Genomic DNA, 22,643 nt, shown 5'->3' with positions numbered 1-22,643 from the left:
TGAGATTTTCAAACAGCACGAGGTCGACGCAACCGTGTCTGGGACTGGTTGTCCCCGATGCACCATTTGGAGGCGCTCACGTGGAAAACCATGGCCGAAACCAACCTGTTTGATCGCCTGGATCTAGATTTTTAGTCAAACATTGGAGACAATCGAATGGGAAACGCCTTTCCTTCCAATCTAACCTTCGGCATCTTCGATCATCTGGACGAGGACGGCTGCGACATCGCCCAGCAATATTCGGATCGCCTAAGGTTAGCAGAGGCGTGCGATCACCTTGGTTTCTATGCGTATCATCTCGCTGAGCACCACTGCACCCCGCATGGGAGAAGTCCATCGCCGAATCTGTTTTTATCGAGCGTCGCACAGCGCACGCGTCGGCTTCGTGTCGGGCCCATGGTCATGCTGCTGCCCCTTTATCATCCGCTGCGGGCGTTCGAAGAAATCTGCATGCTGGACCAATTGAGCGGTGGTAGGGTCGAGCTCGGAATAGGGCGCGGCTCTCTCCCGGTCGAATTGGGTTATTTCGGGATTGGTGCGGACGCGGCGCCAGGCCGTTACGCGGAATCCAGTGAAATTCTTGTTAATGCGATGAAAGGCGGCACACTATCCCATAAAGGCCAGCATTTCGAGCTGAGCGGCATTCCTCTGACGCTAAGACCTCATCAACGTCCGCATCCGCCGACGTGGATCGCCACCAACCGACCCGAGTCAGCCCGCTGGGCTGCTGCGAATGGTGCAAATATCGCGTGCGTAGGACCTTCCTCTTCTGTCCGCAAAATTACTGATGCCTTCCGCGCCCATAGAAAGCACAACACGAACGCAGACGATCAAGAGCCGTTTCGTGGATTGCTCCGCATGATCGTGATTGGACGTTCTGATCTGCATGCCTGTTCGCTCGCAGCATCTGCTTACGAACATTGGCTTAAGAGCTTTAAATTTCTTTACGACCTCAACGAACTCCCGACTCCCCCAAACCTGCCGCTGACCTTTGACGAGGCGGTCGAGAGTGAGTTATGCGTGGCAGGAACGGCGGCTTCGGTGCGACAAACTCTTCTTAATCAGTTGGAAGAGGCAGGCGCCAACTATCTTCTTTGTCAACTTGCGTTTGGGAGTTTGCCGCTGGACGCTTCCCTGTACACCGCAGCCACCATTCAATCCGAAATTATGGCTCGACTTGGCTGACGATAAAATTCGCGGTTCGGTTTATTTCGGAGAGCCTATCATTGCGGCAGCGCTTCTCGACACTCCCCGCGCAGTTGCGGGGACTTACAGAAAAGCGCTCAGGATTATCCTGCAGGCTGGGTCGGCAAATGGCGCCCATGATAGATGGACCAAACAGAGACAGCGGACCAGCTATTCATCTGCTAATTCACGCGCTCGAAGGCAAGCTACATGAATTCGAAGCCTACAAAGACGACGGCACAGCAATCCCCGTGCTTCCTGCCGATGTTGATCTAACGACACTGTCCCTTTTTAGTCCGCCAACTTTTTGTCCTGCCAATATCATCATCGAAATCATCGCGTGGAGGCGAGCACCTAATGAAAATCGATCCAATTTATGCGTTCGAGCTGGTGGCCGGAAGCACGGACGACCTCGGATACGAAGCGACCGAAGAGGATGCACGCAAAGCCGCTCTGGCACATCTCCACGAACTCCAAGTTAGGGATAGAGTGAAAACCACGGTCCCGACGGCGATCTACAAAGTTTGGTTGAAGCCAATCGACACACTGCTGCTTCTTGAAATCATGAACGTCCCGGACGAACCTCCGGACTGGCGGCTCGTAGAACGCAAGGAGCGCATTGCGGTCGTAACGGAATGATGCCGACGATCCATTGCTTTCCAAAGGCGGCGTATGAAATCCCATCCACGCCTCGCGAAAAAACACAAGGAGTTGCCCCGTGATGACGGATAGGACGACGAATTCGCAAAGTTTGAACTGCGCAGGTGAAACGATGAGCTGACTTAGACGTTCGTTCGGACCTTAACCGCTGACGGCAAATTCGGATATCAGCGGCTTGACCGCGCCGTGTGGATCAAGCATCGGCCGCAGTGGGATGGGTAGTTTGGGACGACGAGATCACACTCGTACGGGTCGACCGTGGTCGGTGTTGCCAGACCAGCAGAAGGATCACCCCGCCAGAGGCGATTGGGTGCGCCCTAAAGGATCGAAATCCTATGTCTACCGACTTGTATACATACGCTGAGATCAGCCAGCCAGGGTCCGAAGCCGTCGCCGCCGACGTTCGTCGGCGGCTCCGCCAGGGAGCGACCGGTCGATGACCTACGGTATCCCGCCTGCCTCGGTCGACGCCAGGCCGTCGTCTATATGGTCACGACCATGACGGGGCTGCTGATTGCGCTTCGTTTCGTCGATCCGTCCCGAACGGAAATTGCGCGTGAGAGGCTAAATTGAAAGAGCTGGATAGTTGAAGGTTCCGAGTGCTTGGGATGATCGCCATTCTGATGCTCGGCAATGATGATCCCCACATCTTGAAAGGTCCCTAATTAAACCCTATTATTGGGGTTGAATTAGTGAGGAAAGAATGGAAACTTTGACAACAGCTCAGGCCGCATTCGTGCTCGGCGAGCCGCTGGAGAGCTTCAAAAAAGTCGTCGAGCGTTCGCCGGTCAAGCCTCATCTGGTGACGAGAGGCGGTCGGCGCATACGGCAGTTCGGTACCGCCGAGCTAGTGTTTCTGCACGCTTATGACGAACTAAAACAAGCGTTTACACCGAAAACTCAGTCGGAGCTTTACAACGCGCTACGAACGACGCTCCAAGGCCGTCATGAGAAAGTGGTCGTCTTTGGAAATCATCGATACGACATCTCCAGCCACGTCCGTGATGTCGAGAAGAAGGTAAAAGAGCTCGATAGGCTGAACGCGCATATTGATTCGTCGGGTAAGGATGCCGTGATCAGGGGGACCAAAATCGAAGCCCATCGAATTGCAGCACTTCTCGATGCCGGAGTTTCCGTGAGTCAGGTCCAGCAAGACTATCCCTCGCTCGCCGAGTCTCAAATCATCGCCGCGAAAATTTACGCCGAAGCGCATCCAAAGGCGGGCCGGCCTTACCCAAAGCAGACAGCAAAAGCGGCGATGCGCGAAGCTGATCTCAGCGCGTTGGACGATCTTGATTGAAGTATTTGCTTGATACAAACGTCCTGAAGGAACTGAGCCGACCGAAGCCACACGACAACGCCAAAGCCTGGCTTTCGAAGGTGGATGATCTCGATCTCGCCATCAGTGTCATATCCGTGCGTGAAATAACCAAGGGCATCGAGAAAAAGCGCAAGACCGATGAGCTTGTTGCTGATCGCCTTGCTGCGGCGGCTCAGCAAATTTTCGCCGCATATGAAGGTCGGATCATTCCTGTCGACCAGAAGGTCGCAATCGCTTGGGGAGGCCATCTCGGTCGCAGCGACAAGAATATCGATGATGTGGGCTTGGCGGCAACTGCACAAGTTCACGGCCTTCTTGTCGTCACCAGAAACGAGGAGGATTTCGTCGGCCGGGGAGTGGCCATCTTAAATCCGTTTAAAACTCCTGCGAAACTCATCACTCCTGCATGATCAGCCCGGCTTTTAGAGGACGGGATGCAGGGCTCGATTCCCCTGGCGAAGGGCTCTTCGCCGAACCAGGTGCTGTCGTAACCCTTATCGCCGATAGGCAATCGGCTTTGGGCAATGCGTTGAGCACGATCCGGGCGCCCTCGTAGTCGCTCATCTGGCCTTCAGAGGGCAGCATGAGATCGGCCGGCCGTCATCATCGCAGACGGCATGGAGCTTCGAGTTCAGTCCGCCCTTGGTTCGCCCGATACGACGGGGAACATCCCCTTTTTTAGAAGGCTTGCCGCGGTGCGGTGGGTCTTCAGATGGGTCGCGTCGATCATGATGCGCTCACGCTGGGGGCCTTCACCGGCCAAAGCGGCAAAAATCCTGTCGAACATACGAACATACCGAGCCGGCTCCAGCGAATGAAGCGGTGATAGAGCGTCTTATTGGCCCATACTGCGAAGGTGCATCCTTCCACTGCAGACCATTGCGGATCACATAGACGATGCCACTGACGACACGCCGGTCGTCCACCGTGCCACCCATGAGAAAGCGGAAAATGCGGAGAAATGCGAGCCATTTGGCGCTCGCTTAGCAGGAACAAATTTCCCATCAGAACCTCCTTTAACGGAGACTCTGAATCACATCTCAAAGGAAATTAATAGGTCCCGACCCTAGCGACAACAGAAATTCGAACTAGTCTAGAGCAGATCCTGTTCAATCCGGGTCATATCCTGCGGCCCTGAAGTAGTTGGCGCATTCTGCCGGTGTGAAGCGGGAGATCAAAGCACCGACTGCGTCCCAGAGGGCGTCGAACTTTCGCTCTGCCCGGCCGCGCAACATGGCTTTCAGTTTGGAGAATGCGTTCTCGATGGGATTAAAGTCGGGGCTGTAGGGCGGGAGGAACATGAGTCTGGCGCCGGCGCGCTCGATGGCATCGCGAACTCCGGCTGTCTTGTGTGCCGGCAGGTTGTCCATCACGACGATGTCCCCGGCCTGAAGGGTCGGGACCAGCACCTGCTCGACGTAGGCCAGAAAGACGTTACCGTTCATTGCGCCATCGTAAACAAACGGTGCGGTCATTCCGGTAAGGCGCAGTGCTCCGGTGAAGGTCGTTGTTTTCCAATGTCCGTGCGGCACGCCAGCTCGGCAACGCTCGCCTCGAAGCGCACGTCCACGCAGACGTGCCATCTTTGTTGAAAGGCCGGTTTCATCGATAAAGATCAGCTTCTCCGGATCGAGATCGAGCTGACCATCAAACCAGATGCGCCGACGCTTCAGGACATCCGGCCGGTCTTGCTCCAATGCATGTGCGGACTTTTTTAAACGTCCACCCGCGTCTCCGCAGCCAGGCGCCAAGTGCACTCCGGCTGATCTTCACCTGCCGCTCAACGGACAAGCGCTCGACCATTTCATCGAGCGTCACGTCCTTACGGTTTTCGATCAGTGCCACGACGAAGGCCTCGTGTGCATCCAGCGCCGACGCTCGCCTCCAGCCTTGCGGCCGGGAAGTCGGCTCACCTTCCTTCGCTCTTGCGATCCAACGGATCGCCGTCGAAATCCTAACCCCGAACCTGGCTGCGGCCTGTCGAGCGGACATGCCTGCCGCAGAGGCTTTCAACACACGTAACCGAAGATCATCGCTCAATGCCTGCGCCATCATCCACCTCTTTGCTGTGGATGTTGAATCAGCTTCGGCTCGGCCAGTCACTTCACAATCGATTCATCGATCACAGGACCTGCTCTAGCCCCGCTCTATGGCCCTGGCCACCATCTGCCCCGATGCCTGATGGGACAAGCAGAGCCGCGGCCTCGCCGGTCGGTAGGTCGACGACCGTGATTGCACTTGCTGCAAGGAAACGGCGTTCGTTTTTGGTCAGCATTTCCGCATCAAGCACTGCAAAATGTGGGCCGTGGGAGCGCTTCATGATCTGTCGAGCGTAGATCCGCAGCATCTGATCGTCGAAGCGGCAGCCGATGAAGAAAAAACCACGATCTTTACGCCGTTCCTTCACCACTTCAGGGATCGGCGTCTGGATATCGATTTCGGTTAGGACTTCGACATAATCGGAATCGGATACGAGAAAGTTTGCGGCTGGCCTAAGACTGCCGTGCGGCGTATAGAGGATCGTCTTTGCCCCTAGCGCGAGTTCGACTTCTCTCCCGGATAAATCGTAGGTTTTCGTCCAAATGCCGCCGTATTCGTTCGCCCGCGTGACGCCTTGTATCTCGACGACGTCCGTTCGGCCGGTTTCCGCAAGGGCCGCACGCATTGTCCCGTCGTACCAGCCGTCGACGATGAGGGAGAGCGGCAGCGTTGCGAGCCAGGCGTGGAGGGCGGTCGGCGCCACAGGCGCTCCAAATATTTCTGCCATCCAAGTTTGAAGCGTCCGGCGATGCCGGCGCTGTTCGATGAACTGCGCAACTGACCACATATTGGTGCGTATCCTGGACGGGGCCGGTGTGCGTGTGTTGAGTGCCGCGGCGACGGCTTCCGGTGTGTGCGGTACAGGTGGTTCCGCGGATTGGAGCCGAAGGAGATCCGGACCGAGATAGGGAACGATCCCATCAGCAGCGAGTGCTTCCTTTAGCAGGTCAAGCCATTTTTCGGCGTCACCGTCGCGAACGACCAGGAGACGGTCCGAAGTCAGGATCGTGTTCATGATGTTATCTCTTGCCTTGTTTGCAGCATCAGTCCTCGTCAGGAATCTTCCTTGCCTCGACGGTAATCGGCAGAGGCGTATCCCGCGAGAGGTTGGGCAGGGCGAGCCTCCAGCCGTTCCTGAGTGTTACCGTGCCGCCCCACAAGTCATCAGTCTCGACATTTATGATCGGCTCTTCGAGATCCTTCTTGGGAACGTAAGCCGACAAGCCGGCGCTCGTTCTGCGAATCATTACCTTCATGTCGCAATTCCTTTGTTGGGGGCGATGGCGGTTTCAGCAGCACCGGAAGCCGCGGCTTTGTCGAGGCTCATCAGTTCACGCGCGCGCATGCCGACGACAGTGCCGCGATCGACCCATTCGACGGCATAGATGTAAAATTGCTGGAGAAAGGTGCCGATGTCGCGCACATAGCCTTCGTCGCCCTTCCGCACCAGATTTTCGCCGATGTTTTTTCCAGCATAGGTGCCGTCATTCTTTACGTGAAGTGTGGCTCGCACCCGCTCGCCCGGTATAAATCGTGGAGGCTTGCGGATTTCGACTTCCTGTTCACGTCCAAGGCCCATGACCGTTCCTCCTTTTGCGAGCTGCAGAATGTAGCAAAGGCGTCAAGGCCCTCCGGAGGAGCCCCGACCATGCTGGCGATTAAATTGAAGGTGCGGCGGCAACGCAGGTCTTCGGCACCGGACAAACCGCGGCGCATTGCTGCGTATCGAAAAGTTCCTTACATTCGGTGCACTTGTCCGGATCGATCACGTAGATCTCGCCCTTAAACTTGATCGCGCCGGACGGGCATTCGAACTCGCAGGCACCGCACTGGGTGCATTGGGATGCGATGATCCTGAAGGCCATTTTCAACTCCTGAGAATGTTAGAATAGGACCGCTCACGCCGTCGCCGCTAGCGGTTCGACCCCAAACGTGGCGGCATAAAGGGCACCGATGGCGGTCTCGATGTAGTCATAGCCATAAGCGTCCGTTGCTCGGACTCCAGCCTCCATGAGCTGATTCTTAGGACACTCCCCGATCTTGGCGCATAGCACGACGTCAATGCCCTCGAGCGCAGCGATGATGCCGTCAAGGGTGGCTTCCACGCCCACGCCTCCAAGGCAGTACTGCTCGACCTTGCGATGCGCGACGTAGGCGATCCCTTTCGGCGAGGCTTCATAAACCTGGAATTCCTTCGCGTGGCCGAAGTGTTCGTTGATGCGGCCACCGCCCTTCGTCGCCACCGCGACGTGGAGAGACTCGCCGTGGGCTGCCTTGACTATTTCGATCGCCTCGCTCTTGGCCGTCACATGATCGCCTCGTTCGCGCGCGACCACTTCCCGATAGGCCTCGCGCTTGCGGGCGTCGTAGGTGATCTCGCCGGGAATCTGGTCGAGGGTGAATTCTTGGCCGCGATCATCGCCGAGCAGGCCGACTGCATCGGCCCGGCACTGCCGGCAATGGCGCATCAGCTTTGCGCCGCCTTCGAGACGATCCTGCAGCGCCTTCAATTCGAGCGCCCGTGGGCCACGCTGTCCGGTCAGGCCGTAGTAGGTGCCGTGGGCCGGATCGGAAATCAGCGGCATAACATTGTGCAGGAACGCGCCCCGCTCCTTGACCCATTTGTTCACCTCGATCAGGTGTTCGTCGTTGACGCCTGGGATCATCACTGAATTGATCTTGGTGAGGATGCCGCGCGCGGTCAGCATTTCCAGGCCCAGCATCTGCCGCTCGTGCAGGATTCTGGCGGCTTCGATGCCGGTGTAGCGGCGGTTGCCGTAAAAGATCCAGGGATAGATCTTTGCGCCGACTTCCGGGTCGACCATGTTGATAGTGATTGTCACGTGATCGACATTCATGTCGACAAGCTCGGCGACGTGATCCGGCAGCGCAAGCCCGTTGGTGGAGATGCACAGCTTGACGTCGTGGACCTCCCTGGCGATTCGTTCGAACGTTGCCTTTGTCTTCTTCCAGTCGTAACAGGCATCGCCCGGTCCGGCGATGCCGAGCACGGAAAGCTGCGGCACTTCGTTGGCGACGGCAATGACCTTGCGCAGCGCCTGGTCTGGCGTCAGCTTTTCCGAGACCACTCCAGGCCGGCTTTCGTTGGCGCAGTCATATTTACGGTTGCAGTAGTTGCACTGAATATTGCAGGCTGGTGCGACCGCGACGTGCATGCGCGCGAAATAGTGGTGGGCTTCTTCTGAATAACAGGGGTGATTCTTGATCTTCGCCCAGATAGCCGAGTCCATGTCGTCCGACTTTGTGGACGCCCCGCAGGATGAGGATGTGCAACCACTGGACTTCGCGGTCGCCAGCAATTGATCCAAGGATGTCGTGCTGGTCAGGCTCTCAAGCGAAATCATCGGTGCGGACATTGAAGGCTCCGTTGGTAGGTAACGTCGCATTCAAAACGCAAGAGCTATGCCAACTTCAAGAGTGGTTTTACTTCAATATTTTAGGTTTTCTTGTCTGGTTCCGTCCGTTTGCTCCGACGCAGGTTTGTCAAGCGTTCGACAATGGACAGCGAATTGGTCGTGAAAGCCACCGTACTTCAAGCATACAAAATGCAAGAAGGGCAAAATGTCACCAGCACGCTTACAGCTTCTTCACCTCGATACGATGCCGGCGCAGAGCATAGCCGACCTGACGCGCCGTGAGGCCGAGGATACGAGCCGCCTTGGCCTGAACCCAGCCGGCCTTCTCCATCGCATCGATCAGCCGGTCCCGTTCCGTCAGACGCGACCCCATTGCCGCACAACCGGGATTGTTCGAAGCACACGCCTTGACGGAAGATACGTCGTCCTCCGACGCACCGATGCACCGGGCCGAGCGCGGCGATGCAGCCGGCATCACATTGTTCTGGGCAAGCTCATCGATGGAATTGCCGCCGTGCGACCCGTCGACTCCTTTCCAGAGGAGCGAGGAAAGGCACTGGCTGTTCTTGCAGGCAAAATCCGACGAAACGATCGTGGCTGAACGCGCAAGCGTGGCCGTCCTTCGCACGCAGTTTTCGAGCTCGCGGACGTTGCCAGGGAAATAGCATTGCGAGATCACGTCAAGCGCCGACGGCGAGAACGCGAGCTCGCTCTCGTTCTCCTTGTTGAATCGGTTAAGGAGAACTTTCGCAAGGCGTGGAATATCGCCGGGTCGCTCTCGGAGCGGTGGCAAGACAATTGGCACCACGCTGATACGGTAATAAAGGTCGGCCCTGAACTCGCCGTTTGCAACAGCCATCTCGAGGTTCTTGTTCGTGGCGCATATGAGCCGGACGTCGACCTCCAGCGTCTTGGTGCCGCCGACCCGCTCCAGTTCGCCCTCCTGCAAGACGCGCAACAGCTTGGCTTGAAAGGCCGGGGAAATCTCGCCGATCTCATCAAGCAACAGGGTTCCGCCATTCGCCAATTCGAAGCGTCCCGCGCGTTGCGCGATAGCCCCGGTGAAGGCACCCTTTTCATGCCCAAACAGCTCCGATTCCAGGACGCCCTCAGGCAGCGCGGCGCAGTTCAATTTGACGAACGGCTTCTTCCTGCGAGGTGAAAGCTCATGGATCGCCTGTGCAAAGAACTCCTTGTCGGTGCCGCTTTCGCCCCGCAGAAGCACGGTCGTATTCGTCCGTGCCACGACTGAGACGGTTTCAACCACCTGCTTGAGGGCAGGACTTTCCCCGACAATCCCGTCGATTTTGACGTGTGGACGCCGGCCCGGAGCGCTCCTCTCCGCGATGAGCGACTTCTCCGGTTTCTGTTGTTCCCCGATAAGCCGCTGACCATCCAGGTTGAGAATGCGATGAAGCTGGATGGTCTGGCCGACGAGATCGGCGACCATGGTTAGAAAGCATACGTCCTCGTCGGAGGGGAAGATGGGGGTGCCGGTCCTGACGCGGTCGATCGATAATGTGCCAAGAATTTTGTTCTCAGCCTTTACCGGGACGCCAATAAAGGTAATTGGCACTGTGCCGCTGCTCCAAGGCGTTTGAAGATCAGCCTGAAATAGTTCGGACTTGCAAACGTCCTGTATGACGAAGGGCACACCCGTTGTGACAATATGGTCTATTACGGCCTTCGGGACGACGCTGCCAGTGGCTGATTGAGGGGGGCGGGGAATGTCGGCGGTTGCGACAATCTCGGGTTGGCCTTCGGCGGCCAGGACAACGATTGCTCCGTACCGTATCTGCAGAAAGGAAGAGAGGACGTTCACGACATTGGCAAGCGTGATCTCTAGCCGGGCGGCGGCGGTTAGAACCTTAGATATCTCGTAGATTCCGCTGAAGAGGATGCCCGTTTGGCGCATAGGTTTAGCAGGTAGCGTAGATAGTGATCCTACTCCATCGACCGATCGCGCGGGCATGTGAGTCATTATAAAGCCTTTAGTTGTTTATCAGAATTTTAAAACCGCTGTTTGCGTATATTCAATATAAACCTCTAATGCGGGTTTTCAAGATTATAAAGACGGAGCAACATTGCTGCAGCGCTTGGCTGCAATCGCGATATTGGTTCGAGGCCCTTGAGTATATGCAAAGCGGCTATCCGAATTTGAAGAGAATACCGAAGCCGCCTCTGGGGTAATTCCACTCGATCTCACCACTTGCCTCGCAAAGTACCCGGCACGTGCCGCACTCCATGCACCCGTCGGCGGTGATCTCCACTTGGCCCTGGTCATTCAATTCATAGCATTTGGCCGGGCAGACACTCGTCAGGGCGTACAGATTTACGCTCGGCCACTGGTGCGGTCGCACTTTAATGTGTGGGCGTCCGGAATCGACGACATAGCGGTTTTGGTAAAGCTTGTCCTCTACGCGTATGCTGGTCACTGCAGTCGTCATCTCATCTCTCCTTCAGCGCCAGGCGAACGCCAGGCGGACGGCGTCACTGACCAGCCCCAAGCGCGAGCGCGCCTTGATGAAGGCGGCCGTGGTCGCCCGCTCCTTGTCGATCTTCGGGGTGCTGTCCACGCGCATGAAGTTCTGCGCGGCCTGCGACAGCAACTGTGGATAGGTCGTGAAGAAACTGCGGGAATTGGTGTGCAGCAGGGCGGGCATGTCCTTGTATTTCCGCAAGTCTTTGATGACGAACGACTTTTCCAGCATTGACTTGTAAAGGGCGAGGTTCTCCTTGATCATCGGCTTCCCGCGATTCTTGACCTGGACGATAGCTTCGCCGGCGATGCGCCCCGACGTCATGGCGAGGTTGGATCCCTCGCGGTGTACGGCATTGTTGAGCTGCGCAGCGTCGCCGACGACGACCCAGCCGTTGCCGAAGAGCGGCGGGATTGCCTTGTAACCACCTTCCGGAATGAGATGAGCGGCATATTCCTTGACTTCTGAACCCGCGATCAGCGGCTTGACCGACGGATGGTTCTTGAATCTTTCGAGCAGGTCATAAGGGCTCTCCATTGTTGCCGCGAATTCGGAGACGAGGCAGCCGATGCCGACCGAGATCGACTCTTTGTTGGTATAGAGAAAGGCGAGCCCGGCCATGTTGCGGGAGATCGTGCCAGCTGCCTCGATGACGCAGCCTTCATTGGCCTTGAGGCCGAACCGCTGGTCAATCACCTCTTCGGCCAGGAAATGCATTTCCTTGACGGCGAGCGCCACGGTTTCGGGTTTCGGCGTCTCACGCAAGCCAGCCCGCGTGCCGAGCAGTCCGTTGACGCCTTCTGCGAGAACGACCACGTCCGCAAGGATCACGTCGCCGGCGCGGTCGGTGCGGACGCCGATCACCTTGCCCTTTGCGTCGCGCGCGAGTTCCGTGACAGTCGTCTCGCATAGAAGCGTCGCTCCGGCCTCGCGCACCTTGCGCGAAAACCACTTGTCGAACTGGGCGCGAATGACCGTGTAACGGTTGGGCCTCGACTCGTTGAAGTCATCCGACCGGTATTGCATCCCGATGTGGGATGTGTCGTCCATCATCCAGAAGCGCTGCTCGACCAGATGCCGCTCGAGAGGTGCATCATCTCGGAAATCCGGGATGATTTTCTCCAGCATGTCCGCGTACATGATAGCGCCCTGGACATTCTTGGAGCCCGGATACTCGCCGCGCTCCAACTGCAGCACCTTCATGCCGCGGCTCGCCATGGTGTAAGCAGCTGCGTTGCCGGCCATGCCGGCCCCGATAACGATGGCGTCGAACTTTTCCTCGCTCATGGCCCGTGTCCCCTCAGTTCGCAAGCTTATCGCGACTGTGCGGCGACAGCCGATGGGTGAAGAGTTCCGTCAATGACGGCAGGAAGCGGATCGCATCGGTGACGACGCCGAGGTGCGCGAAATCGAAAATCGGCGCGTTGGGGTCGGTGTTGATCGCTATAATGAGATCAGCTCCCTCGACGCCAACGCGATGCTGGATGGCGCCGGAAATGCCGGCCGCTATGTAGAGCTTCGGCCGAATAGTTTTGCCAGTTTGGCCGATCTGCCGATCAGCCGGCATCCAGCCCTTCTGGACCAGAGGGCGCGAACAGCCATAATCGGCCCCGATCGCCCGCGCGAGATTCTTCACAAGCTTCAGGTTCTCCGCCGCGCCGAGACCGAGGCCTCCGGCAACCACAATATCGGCATAGGCGAGATTGGCCTTTGCCGACTGGCCATCGGACAGGAAGCCGAGGGCTTTGGTGACGATCTCTTCCTCGACCATCGGCACGTCGTGTTGAATGACACGCCCGATCGGATTATTCACGCGCTGCGGCATGGCCATGACCCTCGGCCGCACTGTTGCCATCTGCGGCCGGCAGTTGAGCGTGTAGATTGTGCATAGCAGGGAGCCGCCGAAGGTCGGCCGGGTCGCCGCGAGGGAGCCGTCCGTATCCACATCGAGTTCGGTGCAGTCGGCCGTGAGCCCTGTCAACAAGGTCGTGGCCACAGAACCGGCAAGGTCGCGGCCGAGCGTCGTCGCCCCTAAAAGTAGAATCTCGGGTTTATAGGTAATAACCAGATCCGTCATTGCTTTGGTGAACGGCTCGTTCCGGTAGTCGGCGAGCAGTGGGGCCTCGACGATGTAGGCAAGGTCGGCGCCATAGGCAAAGGCCTCGGCGATGGCAAACCAGGTGGCCTCTCCCGGCGGTCCGAGAACGACGCCGGCAAGCTGGACGCCCAGCTTGTCAGCGAGCTTGCGGCCTTCGCCGAGCAGCTCGAAGGAGACTGGATGGACCTGGCCGCGCTCCAGTTCGATGAAGACCCAAACGTGCCGATAGGCCTTAAACTGCTCGGGGAGCTCCTTCTTCATGCCGGCGCGGCTAGCGGCTGGAGGAGGGGTTTCTCGATTCGTACTCAATATCGTCGCTCCTTGCCTTCAGGCGTCGCCGTCGAAGGCGAGTTCGTTTTCCAGCGCCGGCTGGCGCGAAAAGATTCCGGCGATCAACTCATCCGCGAGATCGCGCGGCGTCTTTTCGGTGGTGTCGATTTGCTCCGCCTTTTCCGCCCGCTCAGGAGGTGCAAACACGCGCTTGACGACGGTTGGCGAGCCACGCAGGCCGCATTTGGTGAGGTCCTCAATGCCGGCGTCGGCCGCACTCCACTTCACGATCTCGCTGCGCGCGGCACGTAGCGCGTCGTCGAGCGAGCCGCGGCGGATCTCGTTGGTGCCTTCCAGCATGGTAACGAGGCAAGGGAGCCTACTATGCAGCATCTGCGTGCCGCCTTCCGAACGGCGATCGACTTTGATCTCACGCGCGTTGAGATCAATGGAAGCGATCTTCGCGACATAGGTGAGCTGCAGGAGGTCGAGGCGCTTGGCGATGCCGGGCCCGACTTGGGCGGTGTCGCCGTCGATCGTCTGCTTGCCCGTGAAGACGATATCAGGCGTGCCGAAGGTCTCTCCGATTTTCGCGATTGCTTGAGACAGAGCGAATGAGGTCGCAAGAGTGTCGGAGCCGGCAAAATGGCGGTCCGTCAAGAGTACGGCGCGGTCGGCGCCGAAGGTGAGCGCCTTGCGCAGAGCATCCTCTGCCATAGGGGGACCCATAGTGAGCACGGTGATCTCGCCGCCGTGCGTGTCGCGCAGTCTGAGTGCTTCTTCAAGTGCGAACAAGTCGTAAGGGTTGATGATGGTCGGCACACCTTGACGCATGATCGTGTTCGTCACCGGATGGACACGTATCTGTGCGGAGTCCGGCACCTGCTTGATACAGACTACGATGTGCATGGCGGTCTCTTACTCCCTCCCTATATGGTTGGCGGGCTTGGCACTTCATATCCTTGCAAGCACCATTTGTGCCAACCGGGTTGCATTCCGCTATCCCTTTGAAACGCACATATTTTCATTCCAGCGGTGTCGGCGTATGGCCGGATTTGTCGACGTCTCGACATTGTCGTGTCGCAACCGTGACGCGCTCATTTCTCGAACGGCTTCAGGACGGAGTCCAACGGGACGAAGGTGCGGCCTGGTGTGGCGGGTTTGTCCGGATCGTGATCCTTGAGCACCTTGAAGACCCGGTGTGTGAGCGGCGGAGAAGTCGCGAAATCATCGTAGGCGCGTTCCAGCATGGCGCGCGCCCGGGCAGCGATCACTTGGTCGGGGAGATCGGAAAAGTCCTCTGCGGCGAGGTATTGCCCCATACGCTTCATGATATGGAGTCGTGAGACATCGAGAACCTTCGGGTCATAGGAGACCCCAAGGACTGCGAAGAACTCCTCCGCAGCCGACAGGTCCTTCAGCCGCTCGAGGATGTTGTTGACATTGATGGGACTGCTGTCAGCGGAGCAACGGCACATTGGATTCTCCCTGGTCGTGAGCGGGCATCTCGAGACCGTTCGCCGCTAGCTGACGCTGCAACGTGCGGAATGCGCGGTTCGAGGACTGAGATGCGGTCGACGGAAAGGCAGTCGCGTCGACACAACTGGATCGCGTATCGGCTGGTAATTGAGATCGATCCATCGATGCGACCGAAGTGCCCATTACCGTGCCACGGGGCGGGACGTCGTCCTCGATGACCACTGCATTGGCGACGAGCCTGCAATCGACGGCTGAACGAGCCGCAGCTTTTCTGCCGTAGTGAATGCGACTCCGGGCGACTGCTCGCCGTCACGCAGGTCGTATCGTTGAGAAAGATTTGTCGGTTCATGAGCGGACCTGCTCTTCTCCTTAGCGTGGACCGGATTGCAGGTCTTAGCCACGTGGCCCAGAACGGGAACCGTCCCGCAGCTTCTCCACGATGCCAGGTATAACTTCGAGCACCCGGTCGACATCCTCGTCACAGCTATCGCGTGAGAATGAGAAGCGGATTGTCCCGTGTGCCACAGCATAAGGGATGTCCATCGCCCTCAAGACATGGCTCGGCTCCAGCGAACCGGAGGTACAGGCAGAGCCGGAGGAGCAGGCAATGCCACAGCGATTGAGAAGAAGAAGGATACCCTCGCCTTCGACATGTTGGAAGGCGATATTCGCCGTGTTCGGCAACCGCTCCAGCCGATCGCCGGTAACGAAGGTGTCTGGAATACGCTGGAGAACGCCTTTCTCCAGGCGGTCTCGAAGCGACTTTAACCGTATGTTCTCGTCATCCATGAACTTCAAGGCGAGTTCGGCAGCCTTGCCTAGACCGACTATCCCGGGCGTATTCTCTGTACCGGCGCGTCGCTCGCGCTCCTGATGGCCTCCCTTGATCAGCGACGAGAAGGGTACGCCCCGTCTTAGATAGAGTGCGCCGACACCTTTTGGTCCATGGAGCTTGTGTCCGGATAGCGACAGCATGTCGATCGCAGTCGACTGCAGGTCCATTGGAACCTTGCCGACCGCCTGGACCGCGTCCGTGTGGAAAAGTGCGCCGATTTTCTTGGCCATCTCGGCAAGCTTAGCCACAGGGAAAATCGTACCCGTCTCATTGTTCGCCCACATGATCGAAACGATTGCCACGCGATGAGTGAGGGCGGTCCCGTAGGCGTCAAGATCGAGTCGGCCATGGCGATCCACTGGGATCCTGTGCACCTTGACGCCGCGCGACTTCTCAAGATGGGCGCAGAGCGTCAGCACGGCTGAATGCTCGACTGCGGACGTCACGATCTCTGTGCGGTCAGGCATCACCTCGAGCGCCGAAAGGATCGCCGCATTGTCGCTTTCCGTCCCGCCCGAGGTGAACGCGATCTCATCATCGAACTCCGCCCCGATCAGCGCTTGCAACTGCCGGCGCGCCTTCCTCACTGCCACGCCGACGGAGGAGCCAAAAGCGTGAGTCGACGAAGGGTTTCCGAATTGATCCGTAAAGAACGGCAGCATGGCTTCAACCACCTCAGGATCCACTCGTGTCGTTGCGTTGTTGTCGAGATAGATAGATCTCATGGGTGCAATCTCGGCCGATGGGAATGACGAAAAGGGCTATGTGCTCGGTCGTCTCGTTGAGGATCGATGAATGGTGACCAAGGCGAGCAGACCGCGGGTCCCGGCGCACGACGGTTTGACGTAGCCTGATCGCGGTTGACATCGACAAGGTCGCAGTCTCCGCCGTCAGCGCGCAGGTGAGAACGCATGCCCTCGACAGCGGTTCCGTTCAGTCGAATTCGCTGCAACGTCGTCATTTGCGGGCCTTCACGCTGAGACCTGAACTCTTTCGGGCGGCGCCGTTTTCCGGATCCCGGAAGCGATCGTCGGTTCCACAGCGGCTCCGACCGTGCCGTGTTCTTGAGCGCGCGGACCTCTGTTGTGCCGGCCGGGAAGGCCTCCTCTTCGTTAATGAGGCCTTCGTGGACCAACGCTGCGTGGAGCCCGACAACCACTGCTTCGATGGCTTTGAAACATGTGACCTGGCTGCGAGACTTCGCGTCGTCAGTGACCCGCTCAATCGTGGTGAGCTTGTTGATAAGGGCATCCCTCTGATCACCCCTTCATCGACACCGGGGCCTTTGCAGACTAAGACGCCTGCCTCCCCACCCTCGACGCATTCCCGAGCGCGTAAACGGGCGGTCGCAGCATAATTCATCGCTGAACAATGCATCGTCTCCGGCGGCAGCCGATCGAAAAATCCCGCCAGGTACCGATTGGTGATCCGGAGTGCTTCGTTGACGATTTTGCCGATAATGAGTTCGGTAAGCTCCGACGAGCGGACGATAGCGTAGAGGCAGCGGAGCGTCTGAAATTTCGCGGAAATGATCGCTTCCGCCACCGGATCGACTCTGATCATCAATTCAAGCGCACTGCCGCAGGCGATGGCGCCGACCTCAGTCTCAGTACTGGCTGCTGCCAGAACGCCGGAGTTCTTCCGATTGAAAACGTGTTCCTTGACCTTTACGCTATAGTCCCACATGGCCCGTCCTCACTATCCGGTGATCAGCCAAAGGACTTGCCGCAAGCGCATTTCTCCCCCGCGTTGGGATTGTCGAAGACAAAGCCGGAGGATTCGAACTCCGTGACGAAGTCGATGGTCATGCCGGCGACGTGTGGTTGGGAGCCTACGTCCACGAACACCTTGACCCCATCTGTTTCGATGACGGCGTCGTCTTCGCGCGGGAAGCTCTCCAGCCCCACCAGGTATTTGAAGCCGGCGCAGCCGCCCGCCTCGACCATGATGCGAAAACCTTCCACCTGTTCGGCGGCTCGGGAAAGCGCAGCGTTCATGACGGCGACGGCATTCTCTGTGAGCGTGATCATGGGATGATGATTTCTCCTTGGTCGGTGGCGCGTTTGCGAATGACCACGCATGTATCGTGCCAAAGCGAGAAGACATTCGGGAACAGCAGGATGTCTCTGCCACACGATGTTGCCTGTCCCGCGCGGTCGGACATCCCGAAAACGCGTGAATTCCAACACTTCCGCCAGGGTATCTCTGTGCGCCATTTCCGGCCGAGGCTCTCATCGCCGCCGGAGGAGAGCTCGTAGCAGTTCATTGCGAAAAATGCCGGGGAGCCAACAACTACTGTCGGATTTGGCGATTACGCGACATCGAGTATTCGGCCTCAGCTTCCTGCTTTGTTCTCACTTAGGCCATTGGTAACATTAAATAATTTTATTCCTATGACTTCACTTCCTAAAGCTTCGTTGCGAGCTGGCACAACTTTTGAAACTCCTTCATCCCGAGGCGGCAGGAGCCGACGACATCGATCAATGGAACGAAGGAACGAAAGCGCAATGTCAGATATGCCTCAGATCCGCGGTTTTTGGGAAAAGGGCATCACAAAAGGAGTCCTAATGTCCTACCAGCCGGTTCGGCGACGACACCCACAATCGCCCACCACCGGGCGATGGCCGCGGATGGACGTAGAGGTGGAATTCGACGAATATGTGCTTGCCTGTGTTTTTTCGCGTGCGCTCGAGGAAATCGATGCCGGCGAGGCGACGGCGACCGAGGCAACCGGTCTTTCGCGTGCCGAGTTGTGCGATATCCTGTCCCCCGGTTTCCCCGCTAGGTTCATCGCGGCCTTCTTCCTGAAGGAGGTGAGCGATCCCGCGCTTGGTATGGAGGAAGAACTTCTGCGCGGAATGCTGCTAGCGCATGCCCGCGCGGGCGACATTACGAGCGCCCGCTTTGCCAAGATCATCGCCCGGCGTGCCTTGCGCAATGATCATCTCTGGCAGGATCTCGGCCTCTCCGACCAGGCCGAGCTCAGCCGCTTGCTTGCCACGCATTTCCCGAAACTGGCGTCCGGCAATACCCAAAATATGAGATGGAAGAAGTACCTCTACCGCAAGCTCTGCGAGGCTGAAGGTTTTGCGCTGTGTACCGCGCCCAGTTGCCGGGAGTGCAACGATTTCAAAGACTGCTTCGGTCCAGAGGAAGGCAAAAGCAGCCTCACGCGAACCACGGACGGGATCGATTTGGGTTAAGAACGCCTTCGTCGGGGGTACGAGAGACCGCCATGCCTCTACCGTCATCAATACAAACCGGCGCGCTTCTCCCGGCGGCGTTGCAGGGACGAGGGGATGTTCATCCCCTCGCGATATTTTGCGACGGTGCGGCGAGCAATGTCGATGCCGGTTTCCTTGAGCCGGGCAACGATGCCATCGTCGGAAAGCACATTATCGAGCGTTTCTGCGGCAATCATCGCCTTTATGTGATGCCGGACAGCTTCGGCAGAATGCGCGTCGCCGCCTTGGGAGGAGGGGATGGCGACTGTAAAAAAATACTTCAGTTCGAACACGCCGCGGGGCGTGAGCATGTACTTGTTCGACGTCACGCGGCTTACAGTCGACTCGTGCATGTCGATCGCGTCAGCGATGGTCTTAAGATTGAGAGGACGAAGACGGGCGATGCCATCTTCCAGAAAGACATCCTGGTGGCGGACGATTTCGGTCGCTACCTTAAGGATCGTCGTGGCGCGCTGATCGAGACTGCGAACTAACCAACTCGCGTTTTGGAAGCATTCGTTGAGGAATGACTGATCTTTTGAACTTTGGGCGGTCAGGCGAGAGACTTCCGCAAAATAGGTCTGGTTGATCAGCACCTTGGGCAGGGTGTCCGGATTAAGCTCGATTTGCCATCCACCTCCAGGCGAGGGCAGGACGGAGACGTCGGGTATGATGGATTCCGGCCCTCCGGATTGGAAACGGTTTCCAGGCTTGGGATCGAGCGTACGGATTTCATGCAACATGTCGAGAAGGTCGTCTTCATCGACTCGGCAATGCCGCTTCAATGCCCGAAAATCGCGTTGCGCAAGCAGCTCGAGATTTGCGACCAAAGCTGCCATCGCCGGGTCGAACCGATCCCGCTGGCGCAACTGGATCTCGAGGCATTCGCTGAGAGTTCGCGCAAAAATTCCCGGTGGATCGAAGAGCTGCAAGGTTCTAAGAACCCGTTCCGCATCAGCCTCCCGGATATTCAGCACCCCCGCCAGCTCCAATAGGTTCACTTGCAGATACCCAGTGTCTTCCAGATGATCGGCAAGCGCGCCAGCAATCAGCCGCTCCTGGGGTGTGAATGCAGTGAGGGCGATCTGACGAGCGACATGGTCGTGCAATGTTTCGGTTGAGGCGGCAAACTCGTCAAGGGAAGGTCTTTCCCCCGGCCGGATATTGCCTGTGTCGCGGATTGATTTCCACTGACTGGGAAGCTCAGGCATGTCGGTCCTGGTTGGCCCATCAACATGGTTTTCGCGCGCACCGATATTCGGATCATCCACCGAAACCGACGATACATCGCCAGAAGCCCCGCCATCATTTGGCGCCAGATCGAGAAATGGGTTCTTCTCTATTTCCTGTTCCACGAACTGATGCAGCTCGGCATGCGCCAGTTGCAGCAAGCGAATCGACTCGATGAGTTGGGGTGTCATAACCAGCGATTGCTGCTGACGCTGAAGAAGGCTTGTAAAGGACTTCATGGTTTGACCAAACTCCTATCGAGCGACGCGCTCGTGCGTGCATAACGGTAGCTGGGAGACGTTGGCTCCTCTGGTCATGCGGAGGCTGAGGCCTTGAGCGTTTCCAGAATGTTTTGCGGCGAAGACACGCCGTAAGGATCGGTTTTGCAGTTGTCGGATAAGCCGTCTTCCTCGAACCACTGCTCCACAACGCCATTATTGATCACGGCCGCGTAGCGCCAGGACCGCAGACCGAATCCAAGATTGTCCTTGACGACCAGCATGCCCATCTTGCGGGTGAATTCTCCCGAGCCGTCGGGGATAAGCTTGACCTTCTGAAGCCCCACGGCCTTGCCCCAGGCATTCATGACGAATGCATCGTTGACGGAAAGACAGTAGATCTCGTCAATGCCCTTCTTCTGAAATTCGCCATAAAGGTTCTCGAAATCAGGCAGTTGGAACGTGGAGCAGGTCGGGGTGAAGGCGCCTGGAAGCGAAAAAAGGATTACGCGCTTGCTGCTGAAATACTCGTCGGTTGTCTTGTCTTCCCAGCGGTAAGGGTTTGGCCCCTCGATAGAGTCGTCGCGAACACGTGTGCGAAAGGTGACGAACGGAACTCTCTTTTCCTGGGTCATCGATCTCGCTCCTTTAGAAAGACTGGCGCCTACTTCTCGGTTACGGCTAACGCAAATTCGAGCTCGGCCCACATGCCGGGGCAAGCAAGCGTCATGCCATGTGGCTTGAAGGCGTGGAATCACATTACTCTGTACGGACGGAGCTCTGGCTTGGGCTGGAGGGCCGTACCGTCGCCAGGACCGAGCACGTCGCATCGTCGCTGGTCACGTCAACCGTATCAAAGGCGCAGACCTCCGAATGCCTCGGCGGACCGTCCAGAGTTACCTTGGAGATTGAAGCTTCACCGGGTCGTGTCCTTGAGCGCCGCTTACCTTCCCTGGTCTATCCGCCACCTTTTTGTGTCCGAAGCTGGACAAGAATGTCGGAACCTCGACCAAAAGTGCCATGGGCGTCCAGGCGCGGAGACGATCGCCGCCGTGACGGTCGGCGGCAGCAAAAATCGCAAGGCTTCATTGCCACCTCCCCTTGCGTACGTGGATAATCCGCCGACGCTGCAAATTGTGGTTTCTAAGGAACTGTTGACCTTGACCTATGAAAGGTCGAGCGCAGTCGCGTGGAATTTACGCCGGTTGAGAGTGAGAAGGGGCAACTCGCAAGAGAAGCAGGCCGCTGATGCCAGCGTTCACCGCGCCAATCTCGGCGGTCCGGAGCGGCAGACGGAAAACCCGACCGTTGATCTTCGGGATAAGAATGCATTATGCGCTGACGCTCAGTACCCAGAAGGGGCATCGCGGCGAAACCGCTGATATGTGGTAAGGACGACATAGCGTGCGGATCGCGAAATGAGACTACCGCGCGCAGTTTCCGCTTAAGGAAGCCCGAATTCGACGCGGTAAGAGGATATCCGCGGACGCATACTGGCCGCCATTTTTGATAGCCGGCCAATTCACACCTACTGTTAGGTTTGTGAGTCCGCGACACCGTAGTGTTCGACCGGACTTGCTGCTGCAATTCATGCAGGGCATAGAATGGTCTCCAGAATATTTTTCCGGGACTTTTCCGTCTGGTTGGCACGACTTTTGAATCTTCCTCCGCGAGGTGGCAGCGATCGCCTGCCGGATCCATGCCGTGGACATCACCGTCGATGCGGGTGAACTGCGGCAAGTCGCTACGGTGCGGAGGAGACTTTGAGGAGAGTGTTATGTCTGCAGACCAAATGGTCCTAGGTGCTTTTCTGTGCCCGGGCGGTCATCATGAGGCTGGATGGCGCCATATGAACGCGCATTTGGATGCCGGCGCTAATATCGAAAGGTATCAATCCTATACAGCAAAAGCGGAAGCTTCCGCATTGCACCTGGTATTCATAGCTGACAGCGCCGGAGTTCGTGCATCAACGGTCGAAGCGATGTCGCGATCCGGCCGAATTGTCGGGTTCGAGCCTACCACCTTGCTGGCAGCCTTGGCCATGACCACCAAAAGGATCGGTTTAGTCGCTACAGCATCACCACGTTTAATGAGCCATATCGACTTGCGCGCGTATTTGCATCGATCACCTGAGCCGTGGTCGCGTTGGCTGGAACATCGTTACCTCGGCAAATCCGTTTGAAGACGCAAAATTTCAACCTGCAAGCGCTTGCTCCCCACGAAGAA

At 57.7% G+C, this 22,643-nt stretch carries 24 protein-coding genes and 1 pseudogene; 7 read left to right on the top strand and 18 right to left on the bottom strand.

Features of this window, described 5'->3' with window-relative positions; genetic code table 11:
- Positions 1–156: 156 nt before the first annotated feature.
- The 4 genes from ACZ9DP_RS13940 (at position 157) to ACZ9DP_RS13925 (ending at position 3,576) form a co-directional block, all read left to right on the top strand.
- The gene (locus tag ACZ9DP_RS13940; protein ID WP_476202488.1) at positions 157–1,185 is read left to right on the top strand and encodes an LLM class flavin-dependent oxidoreductase; all 1,029 of its coding nucleotides are present in this window, start codon (positions 157–159) and stop codon (positions 1,183–1,185) included.
- Positions 1,186–1,542: 357 nt separating this feature from the next.
- A complete protein-coding gene (locus ACZ9DP_RS13935; protein ID WP_476202486.1) occupies positions 1,543–1,824 on the top strand; it encodes a hypothetical protein in 282 nt (93 codons plus the stop codon).
- Between the two features lie 724 nt (positions 1,825–2,548).
- Positions 2,549–3,145, top strand: a complete 597-nt coding sequence (locus tag ACZ9DP_RS13930) for a DUF433 domain-containing protein (RefSeq protein ID WP_476202482.1) — start codon at positions 2,549–2,551, stop codon at positions 3,143–3,145.
- Complete coding sequence (locus tag ACZ9DP_RS13925) at positions 3,142–3,576, top strand: PIN domain-containing protein (protein WP_476202481.1); 435 nt, start codon at positions 3,142–3,144, stop codon at positions 3,574–3,576. The genes ACZ9DP_RS13930 and ACZ9DP_RS13925 overlap by 4 nt, the downstream gene beginning before the upstream one ends.
- A 5-nt stretch (positions 3,577–3,581) precedes the next feature.
- Here ACZ9DP_RS13925 and ACZ9DP_RS13920 read toward each other — a convergent pair.
- From ACZ9DP_RS13920 to ACZ9DP_RS13845, 16 genes and pseudogenes are all read right to left on the bottom strand, one after another.
- Positions 3,582–4,171: pseudogene (locus ACZ9DP_RS13920) on the bottom strand (IS5 family transposase); the annotation flags it as partial.
- A gap of 104 nt (positions 4,172–4,275) precedes the next feature.
- Positions 4,276–5,218 (bottom strand): IS630 family transposase gene (locus tag ACZ9DP_RS13915; RefSeq protein WP_476202480.1). Its coding sequence is split into 2 segments (ribosomal slippage): positions 4,276–4,882 and positions 4,881–5,218, totalling 945 coding nucleotides; the frame shifts between segments, so codons are not numbered across the junction.
- 70 nt (positions 5,219–5,288) lie between these two features.
- The gene (locus ACZ9DP_RS13910) at positions 5,289–6,221 is read right to left on the bottom strand and encodes an SIR2 family NAD-dependent protein deacylase (RefSeq protein WP_476202479.1); all 933 of its coding nucleotides are present in this window, start codon (positions 6,219–6,221) and stop codon (positions 5,289–5,291) included.
- A gap of 28 nt (positions 6,222–6,249) precedes the next feature.
- The gene (gene nifT / locus ACZ9DP_RS13905; RefSeq protein ID WP_476202477.1) at positions 6,250–6,462 is read right to left on the bottom strand and encodes a putative nitrogen fixation protein NifT; all 213 of its coding nucleotides are present in this window, start codon (positions 6,460–6,462) and stop codon (positions 6,250–6,252) included.
- Positions 6,459–6,785, bottom strand: coding sequence for a nitrogen fixation protein NifZ (locus tag ACZ9DP_RS13900; protein ID WP_476202476.1), 327 nt, complete (start codon positions 6,783–6,785; stop codon positions 6,459–6,461). Before ACZ9DP_RS13900 ends, nifT begins: the two co-directional genes overlap by 4 nt.
- A 79-nt stretch (positions 6,786–6,864) precedes the next feature.
- Complete coding sequence (locus ACZ9DP_RS13895) at positions 6,865–7,071, bottom strand: 4Fe-4S dicluster domain-containing protein (protein WP_476202474.1); 207 nt, start codon at positions 7,069–7,071, stop codon at positions 6,865–6,867.
- A gap of 33 nt (positions 7,072–7,104) precedes the next feature.
- A complete protein-coding gene (gene nifB / locus ACZ9DP_RS13890) occupies positions 7,105–8,583 on the bottom strand; it encodes a nitrogenase cofactor biosynthesis protein NifB (protein ID WP_476202473.1) in 1,479 nt (492 codons plus the stop codon).
- A gap of 220 nt (positions 8,584–8,803) precedes the next feature.
- Entirely contained in the window at positions 8,804–10,498 is a 1,695-nt protein-coding gene (gene nifA / locus ACZ9DP_RS13885; protein WP_476202472.1) for a nif-specific transcriptional activator NifA, read from the bottom strand.
- A gap of 232 nt (positions 10,499–10,730) precedes the next feature.
- Positions 10,731–11,030 (bottom strand): ferredoxin family protein, encoded by a 300-nt coding sequence (locus tag ACZ9DP_RS13880; protein ID WP_476202470.1) that lies wholly within the window; start codon positions 11,028–11,030, stop codon positions 10,731–10,733.
- A 12-nt stretch (positions 11,031–11,042) separates the two neighbouring features.
- Positions 11,043–12,350: an FAD-dependent oxidoreductase gene (locus ACZ9DP_RS13875; protein ID WP_476202469.1), complete on the bottom strand. Its 1,308-nt coding sequence runs from the start codon at positions 12,348–12,350 to the stop codon at positions 11,043–11,045.
- 13 nt (positions 12,351–12,363) lie between these two features.
- The gene (locus ACZ9DP_RS13870; protein WP_476202768.1) at positions 12,364–13,473 is read right to left on the bottom strand and encodes an electron transfer flavoprotein subunit alpha/FixB family protein; all 1,110 of its coding nucleotides are present in this window, start codon (positions 13,471–13,473) and stop codon (positions 12,364–12,366) included.
- Between the two features lie 15 nt (positions 13,474–13,488).
- Entirely contained in the window at positions 13,489–14,340 is an 852-nt protein-coding gene (locus ACZ9DP_RS13865) for an electron transfer flavoprotein subunit beta/FixA family protein (RefSeq protein ID WP_476202468.1), read from the bottom strand.
- Positions 14,341–14,528: 188 nt separating this feature from the next.
- The gene (gene nifW, locus ACZ9DP_RS13860) at positions 14,529–14,909 is read right to left on the bottom strand and encodes a nitrogenase stabilizing/protective protein NifW (protein WP_476202466.1); all 381 of its coding nucleotides are present in this window, start codon (positions 14,907–14,909) and stop codon (positions 14,529–14,531) included.
- Between the two features lie 394 nt (positions 14,910–15,303).
- Entirely contained in the window at positions 15,304–16,470 is a 1,167-nt protein-coding gene (gene nifS / locus ACZ9DP_RS13855) for a cysteine desulfurase NifS (protein ID WP_476202465.1), read from the bottom strand.
- 232 nt (positions 16,471–16,702) lie between these two features.
- Complete coding sequence (locus ACZ9DP_RS13850) at positions 16,703–17,431, bottom strand: iron-sulfur cluster assembly scaffold protein (RefSeq protein WP_476202464.1); 729 nt, start codon at positions 17,429–17,431, stop codon at positions 16,703–16,705.
- 23 nt (positions 17,432–17,454) lie between these two features.
- Positions 17,455–17,775, bottom strand: a complete 321-nt coding sequence (locus tag ACZ9DP_RS13845; protein ID WP_476202463.1) for an iron-sulfur cluster assembly accessory protein — start codon at positions 17,773–17,775, stop codon at positions 17,455–17,457.
- Positions 17,776–18,252: 477 nt separating this feature from the next.
- Here ACZ9DP_RS13845 and ACZ9DP_RS13840 point away from each other — a divergent pair, with 477 nt between their 5' ends.
- Positions 18,253–18,948 (top strand): nitrogen fixation protein NifQ, encoded by a 696-nt coding sequence (locus ACZ9DP_RS13840; RefSeq protein ID WP_476202462.1) that lies wholly within the window; start codon positions 18,253–18,255, stop codon positions 18,946–18,948.
- 47 nt (positions 18,949–18,995) lie between these two features.
- Here the strand turns inward: ACZ9DP_RS13840 and rpoN are convergent, their stop codons facing one another.
- Positions 18,996–20,438 (bottom strand): RNA polymerase factor sigma-54, encoded by a 1,443-nt coding sequence (rpoN, locus tag ACZ9DP_RS13835; protein WP_476202460.1) that lies wholly within the window; start codon positions 20,436–20,438, stop codon positions 18,996–18,998.
- A 74-nt stretch (positions 20,439–20,512) separates the two neighbouring features.
- Entirely contained in the window at positions 20,513–21,052 is a 540-nt protein-coding gene (locus ACZ9DP_RS13830; RefSeq protein ID WP_476202459.1) for a redoxin family protein, read from the bottom strand.
- Positions 21,053–21,349: 297 nt separating this feature from the next.
- Here ACZ9DP_RS13830 and ACZ9DP_RS13825 point away from each other — a divergent pair, with 297 nt between their 5' ends.
- The gene (locus ACZ9DP_RS13825; protein WP_476202457.1) at positions 21,350–21,799 is read left to right on the top strand and encodes a hypothetical protein; all 450 of its coding nucleotides are present in this window, start codon (positions 21,350–21,352) and stop codon (positions 21,797–21,799) included.
- A 395-nt stretch (positions 21,800–22,194) separates the two neighbouring features.
- Positions 22,195–22,599, top strand: coding sequence for a hypothetical protein (locus tag ACZ9DP_RS13820; RefSeq protein WP_476202456.1), 405 nt, complete (start codon positions 22,195–22,197; stop codon positions 22,597–22,599).
- The last annotated feature ends 44 nt before the right edge of the window (positions 22,600–22,643 follow it).

The organism is Rhizobium sp. USDA 4016, assembly GCF_056279705.1.
The sequence above is the reverse complement of the archived record's forward strand: the minus strand, read 5'-3'. Positions and strand labels throughout refer to the sequence as shown.

Bases quoted from the DNA above. Each gene is read 5' to 3' on its own strand.
- ACZ9DP_RS13940 (WP_476202488.1), top strand. From the start codon at position 157: ATGGGAAACGCCTTTCCTTCCAATCTAACCTTCGGCATCTTCGATCAT.
- ACZ9DP_RS13935 (WP_476202486.1), top strand. From the start codon at position 1,543: ATGAAAATCGATCCAATTTATGCGTTCGAGCTGGTGGCCGGAAGCACG.
- ACZ9DP_RS13930 (WP_476202482.1), top strand. From the start codon at position 2,549: ATGGAAACTTTGACAACAGCTCAGGCCGCATTCGTGCTCGGCGAGCCG.
- ACZ9DP_RS13910 (WP_476202479.1), bottom strand. From the start codon at position 6,221: ATGAACACGATCCTGACTTCGGACCGTCTCCTGGTCGTTCGCGACGGT.
- nifT (WP_476202477.1), bottom strand. From the start codon at position 6,462: ATGAAGGTAATGATTCGCAGAACGAGCGCCGGCTTGTCGGCTTACGTT.
- ACZ9DP_RS13900 (WP_476202476.1), bottom strand. From the start codon at position 6,785: ATGGGCCTTGGACGTGAACAGGAAGTCGAAATCCGCAAGCCTCCACGA.
- ACZ9DP_RS13895 (WP_476202474.1), bottom strand. From the start codon at position 7,071: ATGGCCTTCAGGATCATCGCATCCCAATGCACCCAGTGCGGTGCCTGC.
- nifB (WP_476202473.1), bottom strand. From the start codon at position 8,583: ATGTCCGCACCGATGATTTCGCTTGAGAGCCTGACCAGCACGACATCC.
- nifA (WP_476202472.1), bottom strand. From the start codon at position 10,498: ATGCGCCAAACGGGCATCCTCTTCAGCGGAATCTACGAGATATCTAAG.
- ACZ9DP_RS13880 (WP_476202470.1), bottom strand. From the start codon at position 11,030: ATGACGACTGCAGTGACCAGCATACGCGTAGAGGACAAGCTTTACCAA.
- ACZ9DP_RS13875 (WP_476202469.1), bottom strand. From the start codon at position 12,350: ATGAGCGAGGAAAAGTTCGACGCCATCGTTATCGGGGCCGGCATGGCC.
- ACZ9DP_RS13865 (WP_476202468.1), bottom strand. From the start codon at position 14,340: ATGCACATCGTAGTCTGTATCAAGCAGGTGCCGGACTCCGCACAGATA.
- nifW (WP_476202466.1), bottom strand. From the start codon at position 14,909: ATGTGCCGTTGCTCCGCTGACAGCAGTCCCATCAATGTCAACAACATC.
- nifS (WP_476202465.1), bottom strand. From the start codon at position 16,470: ATGAGATCTATCTATCTCGACAACAACGCAACGACACGAGTGGATCCT.
- ACZ9DP_RS13850 (WP_476202464.1), bottom strand. From the start codon at position 17,431: ATGTGGGACTATAGCGTAAAGGTCAAGGAACACGTTTTCAATCGGAAG.
- ACZ9DP_RS13845 (WP_476202463.1), bottom strand. From the start codon at position 17,775: ATGATCACGCTCACAGAGAATGCCGTCGCCGTCATGAACGCTGCGCTT.
- ACZ9DP_RS13840 (WP_476202462.1), top strand. From the start codon at position 18,253: ATGTCAGATATGCCTCAGATCCGCGGTTTTTGGGAAAAGGGCATCACA.
- rpoN (WP_476202460.1), bottom strand. From the start codon at position 20,438: ATGAAGTCCTTTACAAGCCTTCTTCAGCGTCAGCAGCAATCGCTGGTT.
- ACZ9DP_RS13830 (WP_476202459.1), bottom strand. From the start codon at position 21,052: ATGACCCAGGAAAAGAGAGTTCCGTTCGTCACCTTTCGCACACGTGTT.
- ACZ9DP_RS13820 (WP_476202456.1), top strand. From the start codon at position 22,195: ATGTCTGCAGACCAAATGGTCCTAGGTGCTTTTCTGTGCCCGGGCGGT.